Source organism: Clostridium brassicae, from assembly GCF_026738875.1.
GTDB lineage: Bacteria > Bacillota > Clostridia > Clostridiales > Clostridiaceae > Clostridium_H > Clostridium_H brassicae.
Genome location: NZ_JAPQFJ010000006.1, coordinates 23415 through 41646 on the forward strand (window position 1 = coordinate 23415; position 18232 = coordinate 41646).

Annotated in this window: 19 protein-coding genes and 1 CRISPR repeat array; of the genes, 14 read left to right on the forward strand and 5 right to left on the reverse strand. The window is 28.9% G+C overall.

Annotated elements, in window-relative coordinates; translation table 11 throughout:
* The first annotated feature begins 186 nt into the window (after positions 1–186).
* From OW729_RS07385 to OW729_RS07410, 6 genes are all read left to right on the forward strand, one after another.
* Positions 187–669 (forward strand): hypothetical protein, encoded by a 483-nt coding sequence (locus OW729_RS07385; RefSeq protein WP_268060842.1) that lies wholly within the window; start codon positions 187–189, stop codon positions 667–669.
* A 2-nt stretch (positions 670–671) separates the two neighbouring features.
* Positions 672–1511, forward strand: a complete 840-nt coding sequence (locus OW729_RS07390; RefSeq protein ID WP_268060843.1) for an SEC-C domain-containing protein — start codon at positions 672–674, stop codon at positions 1509–1511.
* 495 nt (positions 1512–2006) lie between these two features.
* Positions 2007–2687: a hypothetical protein gene (locus OW729_RS07395; RefSeq protein ID WP_268060844.1), complete on the forward strand. Its 681-nt coding sequence runs from the start codon at positions 2007–2009 to the stop codon at positions 2685–2687.
* 247 nt (positions 2688–2934) lie between these two features.
* Positions 2935–4236 (forward strand): FRG domain-containing protein, encoded by a 1302-nt coding sequence (locus OW729_RS07400; RefSeq protein ID WP_268060845.1) that lies wholly within the window; start codon positions 2935–2937, stop codon positions 4234–4236.
* 302 nt (positions 4237–4538) lie between these two features.
* The gene (locus OW729_RS07405; protein WP_268060846.1) at positions 4539–5348 is read left to right on the forward strand and encodes a hypothetical protein; all 810 of its coding nucleotides are present in this window, start codon (positions 4539–4541) and stop codon (positions 5346–5348) included.
* Between the two features lie 154 nt (positions 5349–5502).
* Positions 5503–6153, forward strand: a complete 651-nt coding sequence (locus OW729_RS07410; protein ID WP_268060847.1) for a hypothetical protein — start codon at positions 5503–5505, stop codon at positions 6151–6153.
* Positions 6154–6434: 281 nt separating this feature from the next.
* Here OW729_RS07410 and OW729_RS07415 read toward each other — a convergent pair whose 3' ends face one another.
* The 4 genes from OW729_RS07415 to OW729_RS07430 all read right to left on the reverse strand — a co-directional run bounded on the left by OW729_RS07415 (position 6435) and on the right by OW729_RS07430 (position 7671).
* Complete coding sequence (locus OW729_RS07415) at positions 6435–6626, reverse strand: hypothetical protein (RefSeq protein ID WP_268060848.1); 192 nt, start codon at positions 6624–6626, stop codon at positions 6435–6437.
* Between the two features lie 81 nt (positions 6627–6707).
* Positions 6708–6920 carry a DUF2922 domain-containing protein gene (locus OW729_RS07420; protein WP_268060849.1) on the reverse strand — a complete coding sequence of 71 codons (213 nt, stop codon included), beginning with the start codon at positions 6918–6920 and terminating at the stop codon, positions 6708–6710.
* Between the two features lie 289 nt (positions 6921–7209).
* Positions 7210–7431 (reverse strand): DUF1659 domain-containing protein, encoded by a 222-nt coding sequence (locus OW729_RS07425; RefSeq protein WP_268060850.1) that lies wholly within the window; start codon positions 7429–7431, stop codon positions 7210–7212.
* A 33-nt stretch (positions 7432–7464) separates the two neighbouring features.
* Entirely contained in the window at positions 7465–7671 is a 207-nt protein-coding gene (locus OW729_RS07430; protein WP_268060851.1) for a YvrJ family protein, read from the reverse strand.
* Between the two features lie 268 nt (positions 7672–7939).
* Between OW729_RS07430 and OW729_RS07435 the strand changes: the two genes are divergently transcribed.
* A complete protein-coding gene (locus OW729_RS07435) occupies positions 7940–8482 on the forward strand; it encodes a sigma-70 family RNA polymerase sigma factor (protein WP_268060852.1) in 543 nt (180 codons plus the stop codon).
* Between the two features lie 146 nt (positions 8483–8628).
* On the opposite strand, the gene OW729_RS07440 is transcribed toward OW729_RS07435, so the two are convergent.
* Positions 8629–9216: an N-acetylmuramoyl-L-alanine amidase gene (locus OW729_RS07440; RefSeq protein WP_268060853.1), complete on the reverse strand. Its 588-nt coding sequence runs from the start codon at positions 9214–9216 to the stop codon at positions 8629–8631.
* Positions 9217–9571: 355 nt separating this feature from the next.
* Positions 9572–10323: direct repeats of the CRISPR family, unit length 30 nt; unit sequence GTTGAACCTTAACATAGGATGTATTTAAAT.
* A 958-nt stretch (positions 10324–11281) separates the two neighbouring features.
* On the opposite strand from OW729_RS07440, the gene OW729_RS07445 reads away from it, so the two are divergent.
* From OW729_RS07445 to OW729_RS07475, 7 genes are all read left to right on the forward strand, one after another.
* Positions 11282–11911 (forward strand): flavodoxin family protein, encoded by a 630-nt coding sequence (locus OW729_RS07445; protein ID WP_268060854.1) that lies wholly within the window; start codon positions 11282–11284, stop codon positions 11909–11911.
* Positions 11912–12604: 693 nt separating this feature from the next.
* Positions 12605–13354: an HAD-IIB family hydrolase gene (locus OW729_RS07450; protein ID WP_268060855.1), complete on the forward strand. Its 750-nt coding sequence runs from the start codon at positions 12605–12607 to the stop codon at positions 13352–13354.
* A 307-nt stretch (positions 13355–13661) separates the two neighbouring features.
* Complete coding sequence (locus tag OW729_RS07455) at positions 13662–13874, forward strand: helix-turn-helix transcriptional regulator (RefSeq protein ID WP_268060856.1); 213 nt, start codon at positions 13662–13664, stop codon at positions 13872–13874.
* Positions 13867–14190, forward strand: a complete 324-nt coding sequence (locus OW729_RS07460) for a hypothetical protein (RefSeq protein ID WP_268060857.1) — start codon at positions 13867–13869, stop codon at positions 14188–14190. The genes OW729_RS07455 and OW729_RS07460 overlap by 8 nt, the downstream gene beginning before the upstream one ends.
* 117 nt (positions 14191–14307) lie before the next feature.
* A complete protein-coding gene (locus OW729_RS07465) occupies positions 14308–15411 on the forward strand; it encodes an ROK family transcriptional regulator (protein WP_268060980.1) in 1104 nt (367 codons plus the stop codon).
* A gap of 214 nt (positions 15412–15625) precedes the next feature.
* Positions 15626–16681, forward strand: coding sequence for an NAD(P)-dependent alcohol dehydrogenase (locus OW729_RS07470; protein ID WP_268060858.1), 1056 nt, complete (start codon positions 15626–15628; stop codon positions 16679–16681).
* A gap of 144 nt (positions 16682–16825) precedes the next feature.
* Entirely contained in the window at positions 16826–18202 is a 1377-nt protein-coding gene (locus tag OW729_RS07475; protein WP_268060859.1) for an MFS transporter, read from the forward strand.
* Positions 18203–18232: the final 30 nt, after the last annotated feature.

Genomic DNA, 18232 nt, shown 5'->3' on the forward strand with positions numbered 1-18232 from the left:
GCTCTTTCAATGAACTATATTTTAAAATTGTGACATTCATTATATATTAAAAGTAAAACTATTCAAGACAATGTGTTAAATTCCCATTATCCATACTAGGTACAAGCTTTTAATATCCATAATGAGAAGTTGGTTAATTAGTTAATATTATTTTGATTAAGTGAGATTTTACAGGAGGTAATTATATTGGGAAACATAATAGTTAAAGATGTTGAGGAAAATAATTTATCTTATATTAGTTATCCGAAAGATAATACTGTATATATTCTTGCAAGTCGAGAAGGTAAAGGTGAGAATATTGAAAGTTTTACAAGTGAATCTTTTGATTTTTATAAATATATTAAGAATTATAAAGATGATATTGATATAGAGTTGTACTCAGATAGCAACGAAAAAAATATTCGAATACTTCATTCAAAAGAAATATGGTTACCAATACTATATTTTGTATTGCATGATGTAAGTTTACCTTTGACTATTAATTATGTTTTTGATTATTTAAAACATAAATACGGAAATCAGTTAAAAGAAGATAATATAATTCATTTTTGTGCAGTAGTAGAAGATAGAAAAACTGGTAAAAGAAAAGAAATCAAATATGATGGTCCAGAGAATGTTTTTAAATCAAATTTCGATAAAATAGATATTACAAAAATTATGGGTGATTAATAATGAATGTAGAATACAAAATGTTAAATATGAAATTTAAATTACTTTATTATTATGCTAATCGAAATTTATATAATGAACTTATGCAATTATTGAAAGAATTTATTGATATATCTAAAAAAATAAAAGAAAAATTTATCAAAGAACGTAATGAAGAACAAGCTAATAGTTGGTATTTGCATGAAATATACTTTGAAATGTTTAAATTTTATGGACAAACATTAAAATTAATAAATAATAATGAATTTATTGAATCGTGGAATCAATTGCAAAATGCATTGGATTGCTTGGAAATTCTCGAAAAATTTGAAGATGATTACACTCTCCCTGATTTATTATTTTTTAAAAATCAGTTAATTGAATTAGAAAAATTATATACTTTTAGAGTATTTTTTAGCGTAGGAGCTATTTTTAAAAGTATTAAGTGTTCAATATGTGGTTATCAGGTATATGATATACGTTGTAAACATATAACTGGACAATTATATATGGGAAAGTTAGCACAAAGAGTTCTTGCTGAGGCTGTCTTAGATGAAGTATCAATAGTAACAAATCCATATGACAAAAGGTGTATAGCTATACCAGAAAATGGATATGAAAACTCTCAGTTCGAAATTCTAAAAATGTTTATTTCAAATCATAAACATATTTTATTATGTTTTAAAGCTACAGTTTACATTAAATATAAAAAAGAAGTATTAAGTAGAAATGTCCAGTGTACTTGCGGAAGTGATAAAAAATATAAGTATTGTTGTGGTTCTTTAGACAAGAGAAAATATAATCATTTACATATTGATTTTTTAGATATTCATAAACTAAATGATGAGTTTTGCTTTGATTAAGACAATGAATTTAATTTTATTCTTACTAATTGAGGTGAATTACATAAAGTATCAAAAGTATACTTTGATAAGTATAGTTATATAATTGAATATTGATTTGTGTATGAAATGTAATGAGAGGAATAAAAATTTCGTGATACATTGTTAAATAAAGTTTTTGCAATTATCCATATTTGGTACAAGTCCTAATATCTAATAATGTATAGTTAAATACATATAGTTGGTATTTATTGTTGAGTAAAATTAGAATGAGTTGCGGTTAAAAGAGTAGAAAATGATTTATAAAGATAAATCATTTTCTAGAGTTTAATGGTGATCCTCTCATTCATCTGTCTTTTATAGTGATAAGAGGATATTCACTACACTTGTCTTGAATACCATAGTTAGTCAAAGTACATAAAAATATTCGATAGTTGAGGAGGATTATATGAACGATAAAATTTGCTATTGGTGCGGTGAAAAAGCTACTTCAGAGAGCATGTTCCGCCTAAATGTTTGTTTCCAGAAAATAAAGATGTAGGTAATATATTAAAGCAATCATATAGGGATAATTTAATTACTGTTCCTTCTTGTGACAAGCATAATAGTAAGAAAGCACATAATGATGAATATTTAATGGCATGTTTAAGTGGTAGAGTAGGTAACAATTCTGTAGCATATATTCATAATAAGACTAAAGTTAAGCGTGCATTGGAAAGAAACACTTCTTTATATAAAATAGAAAAAGATGATGTATTAAAAATTGCTAATAAGAGTTTTCCTATTCAGTGTGTTACTGTAGATAATTTAAGACTAATACAGTCTTTTGAAGCTATAGCAAGGGCATTGTATTATTATGAAAAAAATAAAATTTTTATAGGTGAATGCACAATGGTATCAGATATATTTATTGATTGTAATGATAAACGGAGTGCATATTATATGAAGCAAATGATAGCACTGATTGAAAAGGAGCAAATAAGCTGGGAAACAAAAGTAAAGGGAAGTAACAGAGATGTATTTGCCTACCAGTTTAGTCCTATGGACGGATTTAAATGTCAAACATTAGCATTAACCTTTTATAAAGGAACAAAAGTCTATGTAGCAATGTCAGAAATGGACAAAGAGCTTAAAAAGAAAACAAAACCACAATTCGATTTTCTCATTGATGCAATTTTAGGAGATTATCAAGAATAATTGATGGGTGGGCATTTAAAAGAATAAAACCATGGTTAGATGCCTTGCCAAGCAATAAATTGGTAGAGAATATATAAATTGATGGGAAAATGAAGAAGTAGTAGTTGAAGAATATCAGTAATGGAAAAAGGTAGTGTGTATTTGCTTTACATAACAACATGTTTACGATACCGTCTTAGTAACCGAGTCGGTGTCGTGAACAAAAATCGTTATAAGATATTAAAGAAAGTGAAGTGGAGGAGTTAAAGTGAAATATAAAATTCGCTCAGTTGCAGAATATCTTTCATTAATTGAGCAAAAGGGATTAACAAATTATATTTTTAGAGGTCAGAATGAACCATATTGGGGAATACAGGCAAGTGGATTCAGGCCTTATATGGGAAGTTGGTCAACTGATAGGTTTTATGACTTAGATCAAATGACTACGGATTTTTATAATAAAGTTACTCGACATCTCACAGAAGAAGAGAAGAGGCACTTTCTCGCTTATTCTCAACATCACGGCTTACCAACAAACTTAGTTGATTTTTCGTACTCACCATTAATAGCATTATTTTTTGCGTGTTATGGAAAATCTAGTCCAAAGTTTTCACTTGAAGAACTTGTTAATAAAAATGCTTATGAAGCTATTGAAGATTTAAAAAATAACAAGTCTACACAAGGTATGTTAATCCATAATATTATAAATCTACTACAAAAAGATTATTATTCACAATATTCTCAGATTTACCTTATTTTAAAAGAAAAACTAATAGATGCTACAGAAATCATGGTGGAATATAACAATAAGAATATATTTGATTTGATTGAGAATAATAGCAATGTACAAGTTTGGCTATGCAATGAGCTTGAGAAAAAATTATTTAAAAATCCAGACCTAGTAACTGAGTGGTTAACTAATATTATCACAGTATACGAAGAGAATAAGATTTCTGTTATCGAAGGAGTTCATCAACTACCACCTTTATCAGATGAGAAGCATAAGAATGATTTAAAAAAATACAAAATAAAAATTAAAAGCCAGAAATCTAAGAATAATTCAATCAAAGAATTATTCATTTATCTAAAAGATAAAATTTATGATGAATCTATCACTCATGCTGACATGTATCATATGGAATCTTATCAGATTGAATATGCAAAAGTTGAGAGCTTGGCTGCTAAAATATATTTAGCTTTAATAATCAATATGATTCAAGTAATTAAGAATTCTCATTTGAAAGTTTGGTTTAAACTAGACGTGTACTTTTCATATAATCCGCCAGAAATTTTCGATAGAATATCAAATCAAAAGGGAATTTTCATTAATCAACCTTATGTTTATGAAATTGATGATATGTATAATTATGGGAACTTAATTTATCAATATATCGAGCCCGATATTACTATCGAAGTTGATGAATACAATAAGATACTTGCGGAGTTAAATTATTTAGGAGTTAATTCTGGAAGTGTGTATAACGATCTTGATAATGTAGCAAGAGCTGTGAAGTACACGCATGATCAAAATCTTTACAATTACAAAGTTAAAGTTGAGAAATTTGACTAATCAGGTTCCCGTTATCCATATAACTGGACAAGTTATGACTATACCCATTAGTCTAATAACAAGAAGTCAAAGTATATAAAGATTTTATTTAAAAAGTGTCGTCGATATAAAAAACTGTAAAATAAAGAGTGTTTGTATAATATGCAGACAAATAGTAATTTATTTAAGATATGGTTAGAGGAAGCAAGGATAAAGTTAAGGGACTAGAAGATGAATTTGATAAGGATATTTTACATAATAGAACATATAATTTTTGATAAATATTATATAATGGGAATATACATGAGAGGAGATAATAGAAAATGTTATTAGGATTATTCAAAAAGAAAAATAATATAATATCAAAATCGCATGAACAGAAAATTGAAGCTCAATCAAAATCTAAAATTTATGATCAAATGTTGAAATTTGAACAAGAATTTGAAAGAAAATATAACTTAACAGAAAAAGTTGACTTCCAATTACTAAATGATAAGCTAGATAGAGAAAGCGTAACTCAATTTATAGATCAGAAATGTTATGTAAAGGTTGGAATAAAAGACTATGAAGATCAAGAGTATTTAACAGATAAGCAATGTAATCACATCAGAAATACAATAGTACATGAACTTATACATTGTAGGAATTATTTTAGTTTATCAGTAGATACCAGAGTAAAAATAAGCCAAAATCTTAGAACAATAAATCATTGGGCTAGAATGCTTTTAGATGAATATAGTGCATATAAAGAAGCTAATGAAATATATCCTGAAACAGTGGATGAATTAAATTGTTCAGAGGGAAAATTGTTTACTGCTTTTAAACGAATGTATGCAGGAATATTAATTAAAGCAACTGATGAACAATTTTTTGAAGCATTTTATGATAATTGCAGTGCATTGATAACAATAAGTATAGTTAATAAGGAGTTTCCAACTATAAAAGTAGAAAATAGAAATTACAATAGAGCTTGTGAAAGTTTTCTTAATGCTCTCAAAGAAGCCTATTTAAAAATGCCTTTGAATTTTGATGAATATAAGGTATTGGGAGAAGAGTTGCTTAAATGTTTAAGCAGTATGGCTCCTAAAAATGAAATAGAAACATTTAAATTAAATACACATATAAAATTTTAGTAATAAACCTAATATGGTACGTCATAAAACAAATTCCAATTTAAGGTTGAGTATTATAAATAGTAAATTTATCAAGTTGTTTAGTATTAAATTATGAAGAAAATTTATAAACTATACAATGTACAAATCAGAATTTAGATAGGAGGAGAACAGATTGTATTTGTGGACGGTTCAAAGAAAAGAAGTAATAGAAACACTTATAAAAATTGGAGAATATTATCCTGATATAGAGAAGTCAAAAGGCTATAGTGAAATGAAACTTGTCTATCCAACATTACTGGAAAGTTTTAATGTTTTGAATAATAGTTCTTCTAAAGGGATAATATTTGGGTTTTATAAGATAAATGGCGGAAAAATTTTTGAAACTATAGAAGATTTATATAACTATTTGTATAACAATCAAGAAGTATCTGCTGCGTTTAATTTTTGGAATGCTAATTCCACGATTTTGCGTATTAAAGTAGATGATAATATAAATATTATGCCTATGGAATTTAATGATATTATAAAACTAAGCATGGGTAAAACCAAGGATATTGAAAGAATTTCTATGCTATATAACTCAATAAATGATTTTAATGCCGATATATATAACATCATAACCTATATGAATAAAGGTAGGAGTAACCCGTATACATTATTTAAAAGTTTTATAGAGGGGCATTATCCATACTTAAAGATAGAAAATATTTTAGGAGTATATCCCAACTTAGATTTACAAACAAGTATGAAAGAGCATGATATTAAATTATTTAATTTATCTGATGAATCAAAGAAATTAAAAGAATTAATTTGCAATCATTAGATAGATGTATTTGAATACAAATTCCAATTTGTTTGATGGAACAAAACTAGTAAAATGTGTGGTTTAGTTAATGAATATTTTTCTTAATTTGTGACATTTTCCATATTGGGGATGTACATAATATCTATATTTATTAACTTCCCATTATCCATATAATAGGAATGGGAATAGCATATTTATTTGAACATCTAAAGTATAGATTAAATGCATAAATAAAATCCCAGTAAGTTTACTTAGTGGGATTTTTTATAATAATAAAGAATTTGATAGCAACCATCTTCTCAAAAGTGGAATACCTTCTCCACTTTAGCATTTTCAAGGTCTATATCTTCTCCCATCAAAACCTCTACATCACCATCAAAGAAACTTTCATCATAAGCAGTTTTATCTTCTCTACTATCACATATTTCTGAATAAGGTAGAGAAGATTTTTTATGTACTTTTACAGTTTCTAAATTTTTATCTTGTTTCATTTTAAAAATCACCTTTCTTTTAAATTATTTAAAACAAAATGCCGTACAATATATACGGCATTTTATTTTATGGGGATGGAACTATATTTCAAGCTCTTCTACAGTAGTTTCAACTATGCTGGCAGCATCTTTTCTTTCAAGCTCTCCGTTTTTAGTTGCAAAAATGTTCTTGGCTATAATTGTATCCATAGCTTTTGATACTTCCTCAGCATCTAATACATCTTTTACATTACCAACTCTTATTGAAGCTTTAGATCCATTCTTAGTTAAAAAATTCATTACTAATACTTTCATTTAAATTCCTCCTCTCCAATATTAAATTAACTAAATTTCAGTTTTGTTTTAAAATAGTGTTGTTTTTTACACTCTTTTAAAACTTCATTTAGTATTCCTAAGGCTATGTTTTAAATTGTTGAATCATTATAATGAAAATCTACAATTCTTATTTAGTATAACTTTTGTAGCGTTAAAAGCTTTATATGTTTGAGCGTTAGAGAGTTTATAAAAGCTTAGCTGCTTAAGTTATACTAAATCTAGAATTGTTTTTGAAATTATACGAATTCAAGAATTTATTAAATATAGCCTAGCTTTCAGTAATTAAGTGAGTATTCTTTCTGAATATCTCAACAACAGGGTCAGGTAGAAGACTTCCAAGTGCCATTCCAACACTATAGATATCTTCATCAGCAGCCATAGTTCTTACATTGTTAAAAGTTTGAGTCTTAAAAACCTCTTTTCCTTTATCATCTTGTCCCAAATGATATTTTAGGAATAAAGAAGATTTTATGTTTGTTGATTTAGCCATATTTTAGCAGCTCCTTTCTTTTATTTAGTTGTTTCAATTAGTATATATGTCTTTGTAAGTGGTATTTACTGGTCGCATATAAAAAAGTTGTTTTTCTATGTTAAAAGAGTTTATTACTTCTGCTAAATCTCTAATAGTAGCTGTAAGAGCATCTATCTTTTTTTCAAAGTGTAGAAGTAGGTAGATTGATAGTGTCATTGGAAAACCTATATTATTGATTATATTTATAATTTCATCCATATTTATCACCTCTTATATTTATATATGAAGAAGAAGGATATGTTTAATAAATTGTTTAGGTCGTATAATTTCAAAAATATATTAAATAAATGGTTTCCACAGATATAGAAAAATACAAAAAAGTATAAATTAATACATATTAAGATATTAATTTAATCATTAAGGCGTGAAAATAAAGATAATTTAAGAAAATGTAAAATACTATTTAACAAAATGTGGTATTGTAGTATAATATAGTTAAAGAATTGCAAAAAAGGTGGTGTTTTAGGTGGAAGAGTTTATAAGGAAAGCAAAAAAAGGGGATAGGGCAGCTATGGTTGACATCATAAGTAAATATAAGAATCTTATTTTAAAAAGGGCCTCTTATTATAAAGTACCTGGATATAATTTTGAAGACCTTGTTCAGCATGGTTATCTTTCGGTTATTAAAGCAGTAAGAATGTACAAGCTTGGATCTAATTCTTATAATGGATATATTATAAATGCTATTAATCTAAACTTCGCTGCTCTCTTAAAAGGAAATATAAAACACTATAGAGAAGTTCCAGATGAAAATATATTAAACAAAGTTAAAGAGTATGAATTTACTATAGAAGATGAAGTTATAGCTTATGATGAAGTTAAAAGGATTTATAAAGCAATAGACAAACTAGAACCACTAGAAAGAGAAATTTTAGAAGGATACTACTTAAATGATAAGAGGATTAAAGATATTGCAGAAGATAAGGAAATAAAGTATCAAAAGGGCATTAAGATTAAAAGACAAGCATTGAAAAAACTTAAACATATATTAAATGAAGAAAGCACATAAGCAAGCAGCTTATAGGCTTTAGAAATTTTGGTGCCCTTTTAGGGTATATAGTTATAATGTAGTAAAAATTAATATAGTTAGATAAAATTGACAAGCTTATAACTTGTCTTGCTATTTTTTATAGCGTGCAGGTTATAAGCTTGTATTTATTTAATCCTCAAAACTTGATTTGAATATATTATATCTGATGATAGAGCATTTAGTTTTTTTAATCTAGACACACTTAAATTATATTTTTTAGATATAGCCCATAAAGTGTCATCTTTTTTTACAGTATAGCTTAAAGCTTTAGAGCCTAAAGTAGCATTTTTTATTTCAGTTAATGGGTAGTTAGTTCCAGGGCAATCTGTTGAAGCAATTTCGTTATGTCCTTTAATAATGCCTATATTATATTTTTGGCATAAGTATCTACATAAGTTTATTACAGATTGTTTTTGTGAGTTTGGCATATGTTCTTTCATGTAATCTCCTTGAACAGAAATTCCAAGAGTATAATGATTATGATGTAAACAGTGAGCACCTAAAGTGTCTTCGGGTCTTCCTCTAAATATCTTACCTCTCTTATCTACTAAGAAATGATATCCTATACCGCTCCAGCCTCTTTCATTTTTGTGGAAGTTATGCACGTCAAATACATTCCAAGTTTTATGTTGGGTATGATGAAGCACTATTGCTTTTGTTGATGATCTGGGACTTAGTGGTCTAAAATTTAAATTGGTTTCGATAATGTTCATGTAATTACCTCCATCATTAATTAAAGTTTGTGGTTCTAAACTTATATATGGTTGGGAAAGTGAGAGTGTAAATGAAAGATTAGATTTAGAGGATAGATATAAATTATAGAAAGGTTAAAGAATTTTATAAGATGATTTTTTTCAATATTGTTATGATATTTATATTATTTTATAAATTATTTTCCCAGTTACAATTTCATATAAAATCCTGTTAAAGCTTGATATTAAAGAGCTTACGAGCTCTTTAATAATTTTTTTGAAAAATTCATAAACGCCTGGTAAAAAAATAGGTAATCCATTGAAAATACAGGCATTTAGGTATATAATAAATTTAAAGAATGGCTTATTTACAGTGGTTGAACCTTAACATAGGATGTATTTAAATGAGAACATAAAAGTCATACCACACATGCAAGAAGATGTTGAACCTTAACATAGGATGTATTTAAATATAGTTGATAATAAATTAGCGCTAGGTGTATATGTGTTGAACCTTAACATAGGATGTATTTAAATGAGATTTTTAGGATCGGGGGATATAGATTGGCAATGGTTGAACCTTAACATAGGATGTATTTAAATCTACTATAGCAGTTCATGATGGTAGAAAACATGTTCCTGTTGAACCTTAACATAGGATGTATTTAAATAGAAATTATTGGAAGAAATTTTAAATAAAATGGGTGTTGAACCTTAACATAGGATGTATTTAAATTAATTTGATTCAACCCCATTATAATTAAATTTAATTGTTGAACCTTAACATAGGATGTATTTAAATTCTAAACTCATCCTTCCAAATAGGTATAATTTCCTCGTTGAACCTTAACATAGGATGTATTTAAATTCATCTAACACATATTTATATTCATACTTTGTTTGTTGAACCTTAACATAGGATGTATTTAAATTGGGAAGGATGGGTTATAAAACTGATTATCCACTTGGTTGAACCTTAACATAGGATGTATTTAAATATGATATAAAGTTTATTATTATGAAAGTATGATTTGTTGAACCTTAACATAGGATGTATTTAAATAATATTTCAGTTGTTGTCATAAGATCTCTGGCTATGTTGAACCTTAACATGAGATGTATTAAATATAAGAAATAAAAGTGTCACCACCTCTATTTCTAAAGAATCACTAAGGTAATTAAAAACCGCTCACCATGCAAAAACACCCATCGTGAGTATTTTTTAATTTATAATGGGCTAAAGCCTAATTGTTCCAGTCGAAACCTTCTCCAGTACAAATATTAATAAGGGCAAAAGTTATTTATTCTAAAATAAAAATCAAACAGTATTTAGGGAGTTTCCGCTTCCACTTAAGAGAAGTAATAATGAGTTAAAATGGACAAGCTTTTCACCTATATGCTCTGGAGCAATAACAATGCAGTTAGGTCAAAAGCTTATCCATTTTTTATTTATCCGTTGTCTAGGTGCTCTAACACTTTAACTTTTATAAGTTAAGGTGAAGAGCACCACGACACTGGATTAGTTCAGCTAAACTAAATAGGAATTTACAAATCCTATTTAGTAAGATTCACTTTATCCGCCTGTAGGCGATGTTAGCGTCATGAGCCACGTCTTGGACTTATGACTTATCATATAAACAATAGTTTATTTTTGGCATAGTAAATTTTTATGTATAAAAATATATCATTAATATGCAATTAGAATCAAGATTTGATTTAATTAGTTTTAATATAGTTTATTTAAGAAACGGACGAAAAAGTGGTTGAAAATTATAATTAAAATTTATTATTACAACCTAAATATATAAGGTTAGTGGTTTTAGTTTATTATAAGATCTCTATACGAAATATATTGAGTGTTTAATTTAGAATGAATTTTGTTATATAACAATAAAAATTTAAAGTTTAATATTGAAATTCATAGTATAATATAGAAATTACTACACAGTTTAAATAAAGTGCGTAGCAAATATGGTACAACAAGTTATGACAAAATCGTACCATGTTATGACTTACAACTAAAGTTACAATACCTGTTTTTTATATGAATTTACATGTTAAATATGATATTTATGGAGGTAGTATAATGAAAGTATTGGGGATAGTAGGGAGTAGAAGAAAAAATGGTAATACAGCATATTTGGTGCAGCAAGCACTAGATGCAATTGAATGCAAAAAAATTGAAACTGAATTGATTTTTCTTGGAAATTATAATATTAGAGGGTGTACTGGGTGTGAAGGATGTAAGGACACATACAAATGCGTAATAATGGATGATATGCAGAAATTATATCCACGTATACTAGAGGCAGATGCTATTATTATAGGTTCACCTACATACTTTTATAATATAACCTCAGATATGAAGGCTTTTATTGAAAGGTTTTATTGTTTTCAAGTCTTTGCAGAAGATGACCGTTCAGTTTGGTCAAGTATCAATGAAGTATTAGGAGGAAAATATGCTGTAGTTATATCTATCTGTGAACAAAATGATGAAAAAGATATGGGATTTACTGCTGAAGCTATGAGTAAACCTCTTGAAGGTTTAGGGTATAGAGTAGTAGAGACTGTTAAAATTCTAAAATTGTTTAAAAAGGGAGATGTACTGCAAAATCAAGATGCTTTAGATCAAGTAAAAAGGGCTGGAAAAAAGCTAGAAAAAACGATTAGGCTAAGAAAAGAAACAGAGGAAAAACTTAAATTATATGTAGAGTAGATTAAAAAATGAAGCAGCAAAGACTATATTTAAAGGAGAAAATTTAATAGATTTATATTACTATGTGAACGAATTTAATTTATACAAATATCAAGATTATGTTCATTTTATTGATGAAGTTTATAAATCGGAAGCTAAATATATATCTAAGTTTTTGCTTTAATAATTATATAAAGAACAAACTGTGCAATAGTGTGTAAGATAATTACACACTTTTTTTGTTGTAAAAGATTGATTTTGCATACATATGTAATGGCATACAATTTGCTGTGAAATATATAACAAATGTTTATTAAATAATTCATAGTTGACTGTAAAATTATTAGTAAAAAAACTTATATTAAATTCTAAAATAAATTATGTATTAAATAATAATTAATATTTTTATAAAAACTTATTTTATTCTAGGATTAATAGAGATAATTTTTTGATGAATTAAAATTTAAGATTTATATAATTTATATATTTTTTTGTGGATTGTGGAATTTTATTATCTCAAAATGCTCTAAATAGGGTTATCTATGCACATAAAGGAAATGAAAATATAGCAGTATTAGGATATTTATATGGATTTGATGAATATTCAGAGAATACATACATTATATGTTCTCAAAATTAATAGAAGAGTATAAGCATGGAAACATTAAGCCAGAGGCTCAAGAATGTTTTTGTTATATGGATAGGAGAAGTAAAATGAAAGTTTTAGTTAGTGATTTGGATGGTACATTAATATCCACTGTAACCAAACAAATAGAGTTAAATGATATTAAAGGAATAAAGAAATTTCAAAATAGAGGGAATGTGTTTATTCCTGCTACTGGTAGAGGAGTAGTAAATTATAGTAAAGCAATATCAAAATATAATATTCCGCCACATGATTATGCAATTTTATCTAATGGTTCGGTTATTATTGATAAAGAATTTCATGTTATAAGAAGTAAAGGCTTGAATATACAAATAATTAATAAAGTTATTCCAATATTATTATCTATAGATTTTTCTAAAATAGTTGAAATTACAATGGTTGAAATAAATCATAATTATACATTTAACACCTTAAAAGATCTAGAATATGGAATAAGTAATTTAAACAAAGAAAAAGTATTAACAATTAGTTTAGAATTCAAGTCAACAACTCACCGAAGAAATGCTGAAACTAAATTTCGTAGTCTTAATAATTTGTATTTTGAATTATTATGTAATAATCAATTTATAGATATATTGCCCAAAAATGTTAATAAAGCAGAGGCCATTAAATTTCTTTTAGATAATTATATAGTGGGGCATAAAGAACTTTATACAATAGGTGACGGAGAAAATGACCTCTGTATGTTTAAAATGACTAAAAATAGTTATACATTTAATAGAGTAGATACTATTATAAAAGAAGAGGCGAATAATATAATAGATAATTTCTCTGATATAATGAAACTTATTATGTAGTAATAAATTTTATTATATTTTAATAGTAGAAATACAAAAAATGCAAGGGATTCCTTGTGTTTTTTAATTGTCTAAAATTTGTGTTTTTTATTGGAAAGAAAGCTAAATACCTATGTTTGTAATGGTTGTGAAACTATTGGTAAATGCTTTTCAATTTACAAAGTGGCATCTCGTGTTACTATTGAGGCAGAAAACATTTACCTGGATATTAATGTATAAAAAAGTATTCATCTATTGACAAAATGTAATCAGTAGATTACAATACAAATGTAAACAATTGATTACATTTTGTTAAGGAGGTAATACCTTGATACGGAATCGAATTAAGGTTTTGAGAGCAGAGCGTGATTGGACTCAAGCTGATTTAGCTGAAAAGGTAGGTATTTCTCGCCAAGCAGTTATATCAATTGAGAAGTATAAATATACTCCCTCATTAGAATTAGCTTTCAAAATTGCAGAAGTTTTTAATGTTTCAATCAATGAAGTTTTTGAACACAAGGAGGGTGAAAACGATGAATGAACAAACTACTATAGTATTTTTCCTTATTGTTGGTACTATCATTACTCTTTTTCTTTATATATGGAAAGCTAAAAAGGAGATTAATTATAAAAAAGATGAACGTTGGCAATTTATCCAGAACAAAGCTAATAATGTGGCAAATTATTCAAACCAAATCTTGATAGTATTTGTAGTTGTTATAGATATAATAGCAGCATTTTCTGATGTTCAAATGACCTTTACATTAGATAGAATTATAACATATGTTATAATATTCATAGGGTTGCGAAATGCGATAGAATTATTTGCATTAAAATATTTTGATAAGCGAATGTAAACATATTAGTATTAACTAATTAACCTTGTTTGCACTGTGAAATCTAAAATGATATACTAAAGAAAATACTTTAATAAAGTATAGAGGTGTATGATGACAAAAAAAGAAGTTAATAACATGGAAGTAAAAAAGAACAATAGAAATCGTATCTTCCGATATATTTGTAAGTGTGACAAGACATCCAATCCAGAGATTTCTTACGAGTTGAAGATGAGTCTGCCTACAGTGACCCAGAATACAAAAGAGTTAATGGAACGCGGGCTAATTGAAGAAGTAGGAGAGTTTCAATCTACTGGTGGAAGGAGAGCAAAGGCGTTATCTGTTGTTGCTGATTCCAGATTAGCGGTTGGTCTTGATATTACTAAAAATCATGTTGAATTGCTGTTGACGAATCTTACAGGAAAGATTCTAAAATATGATCGTTTCGATTATCCATATAGTGTTGAGGATGAGTATTATCGTGAGATAAACAAAAGGCTGGAGGGCTTTTTGGATGAGAGTGTCAAGGAACGGGAAAAAATCCTTGGGATCGGAATTTCATTTCCGGGAATTGTAAATTTACAGGAGAAAGTGGTTTCATATTCTCATATGTTGGGTTTGAAAGCATTACCTCTTGCGGAAGTAAGTCGTTTTTTCGCTTATCCTTGCTGTTTTCTTAATGATGCTAATGCGGGAGCATATGCGGAAGGTATTAATAAGGAAATCCAAGAGAGATTTTTCTATTTATCATTAAGCAACACAGTGGGAGGTGCGATTTTTAATTGTAATGAGTTGATTCAGGGAAAAAATTTCCGATGTGGAGAGGTTGGGCATATGACAATTGTTCCAGATGGAGTTAACTGTTATTGTGGAAAATCAGGTTGTCTGGATGTATATTGCTCAGCAAGATATCTTTCTGATGCTACGGGTGGAAATTTGGCTCTTTTTTTTGCAGAATTGGAAAGAGGAGAAAAGGAAATCACAGATATATGGGAAAGATATACTACATATCTATCAGTAGCTATTAATAATATACATATGGTTTTAGATTGTGACATTATTCTAGGAGGATATGTAGGCAGCTATATAGAAAGCCATATTCAGGACATAAGGCAGAAAGTTTCGCAAAGAAATACATTTGCAGAGGATGGTATGTTTGTAAGAGGATGTAATTATAAAATTGGTGCGGCAGCTTTAGGGGCAGCGCTAAAGGTAATAGAATCATTTGTTGAACAGGTGTAAGGTTAAAAATAGTGGTTCAAAGAGAGAGCTTGGAATAAAGGGCTCTCTTTTTTTATTGCACAATATGCTAATAGAAGCATAGAATTTTTTGTATATATAGAAAAAATTTAAAAAGGGTTCTATTGACAAACGTTTACATATAATATAATATAAACACATAATAAAAGTGTTTTATTAAGTATAAATAAAAGTAGGAAAATAAGGGGGATACATCATGAAAGGTAAAATGAAAGTTGCAGTTATGCCTGAAATTGGAAAGATTCAATTAGAGGAGCGTGACATTCCTAAACCAAAAGATGATGAGGTGCTAGTTAAATTAGAATATGTAGGTATTTGTGGAAGTGATCTACATTATTATGAAACAGGGGCTATTGGTGATTTTATTGTTGAACCACCTTTTGTTCTAGGGCATGAGCCAGGTGGAACTGTGGTGGAAGTAGGGGAAAATGTAAAACATTTAAAGATTGGAGACCGCGTTGCACTAGAACCGGGAAAGACTTGCGGACACTGTGAATTTTGTAAAACAGGTCGTTATAATCTTTGTCCAGATGTGGTTTTCTTTGCTACTCCTCCTGTAGATGGAGTTTTTCAGGAATATGTTGCTCATGAGGCGGAGCTTTGTTTTAAATTACCAAACAATGTAAGTACCATGGAGGGAGCACTAATTGAACCTTTAGCAGTAGGATTTCATGCAGCTATGCAGGGAAATGCTAAGGCTGGACAAATAGCGGTGGTTATGGGAGCAGGTTGTATAGGATTAGTAACGATGATGGCATTGAAGGCAATGGGAGTTTCTAAAGTGTACGTTGTGGACATTATGGGAAAACGTCTTCAAAAAGCGCTAGAATTGGGAGCAGATGGGGTTATTAACGGAAGCACAACAGATGTGGTTCAAAAAATCATGGAACTAACAGATGGAAAGGGCTGTGATTTAGCAATTGAAACGGCAGGAACACAGGTTACAACGATACAAGCTATGCACATGATTAAGAAGGGCTCTACAATTGTGCTTGTGGGTTACAGCAAAAATGGAGAGATGAACCTGCCTATGGGCCTTGCACTGGATAAGGAACTCACATTTAAAACTGTATTTCGTTATCGTCACATCTACCCAATGGCTATTGATGCAGTTGCTGCGGGAAAAGTAAATCTGAAAGGCATTGTGACAGACGTATTTAAATTAGATGAAGCACAGAAAGCTATGGATTACAGCGTGAATAATAAATCAGATATTGTAAAGGCAGTCATTCGCATTTCTGAAGAAAAATAGGCATAGTATTTGAAATTTTATGAAAACACCTTCGGAATAATGCTTTATGATATGTTCGGGGGTGTTTTTAAAGAGAAAGGGCGGTATTTTGTACCATAGATGAAAAGGCAAATCGAGCGGCATTTATAAACGAGGAGGATTAAAATGGAAAGCAAACAAACTAATATAAAAGTACCATTAATCAGTAAAATTGCTTATGGCATGGGAGATGTGGGATGTAATTTCAGTTGGATGTTTGTAGGAAATTTTCTTATGATTTTCTATACAGATGTGTTTGGTATTAGTATGAGTGCTGTGGCAGGTCTTATGTTGTTTTCTAGATTTTGGGATGCTATTAATGATCCGATAATTGGAAGGTTAAGCGATAAAACAAATACCAGATGGGGAAGATACCGACCATGGCTTTTATTTGCGGCACCATTGACTGCGGTTGTATTGATGTTGACGTTTTGGGCTCATCCTGACTGGTCTTCAACGAATAAAATTATTTATATGGCAGTAACTTATTGCATCTTGGTATTGGGATATACTTGCGTAAACATTCCTTATGGGACATTGTGCGGAGCAATGACGCAGAATATTGAAGAACGTGCAAAAATTAATACATCTCGTTCTGTTAGTGCCATGGCTGCTATTGGTGTTATTAATATTATAACGGTTCCACTGATTGATGCGCTTGGCAAAGGAAGTGATAAAAAAGGATATCTTCTGACTGCTGTTTTATACGGATGCATTTTTGCTCTTTGCCATATTTTCTGTTTTGCTAAAACAAAAGAAGTGTTGGAGATACCGGAGAAGCAAAAAATATCATTAAAAACACAATTGGTAGCTGTAGTAAAAAACAGACCATACATGATTGCGCTTGCTGGACAGTTCCTCTTTGGTATGACCTTTTACGGAAGAAATGCAGATATGTTGTACTACTTCACTTATGTGGAAGGAAATAAGGCATTATTTAGCACTTATTCTTTCTGCATTATTATTCCGTCTATTATTGGTGCAGCTTGTTTTCCAATTTTGTTTAAGCTTACAAATAACAAAGGTAGATCAGCATCTATATTTGCGCTACTGACAGGAATTAGCATGTTTTCTATGTACTTCTTTACAGTAGGAGAGTCACCTTTTCTATTTTATGTGTTTTCATGTATTTCACAGTTTTTCTTTTCAGGGTTTAATACTTCTATTTATGCCATTATTCCAGACTGTGTGGAATATGGGGAATGGAAAACGGGGCTACGCAATGACGGATTTCAATATGCATTTATATCATTAGGAAATAAAGTCGGAATGGCGATAGGAACATCTTTATTAGCAGGCGCTATGGGAATGTGTGGATATGTGGCAAATCAGCAGCAGAATCAGGAAGTGATTGCAGTAATAAAGCATTCATTTACAACAGTTCCTGGGGTTTTATGGATTGTGACATCTGCTGTTTTATTTTTCTATCGTCTAAATAAGGACTCTTATAACAACATTTTAAGTGAAATTAAGCAGAAAAAGGAAGAAATACATTGTGAATAATATGTCAGAATTGAAAACTATTATTTTGGA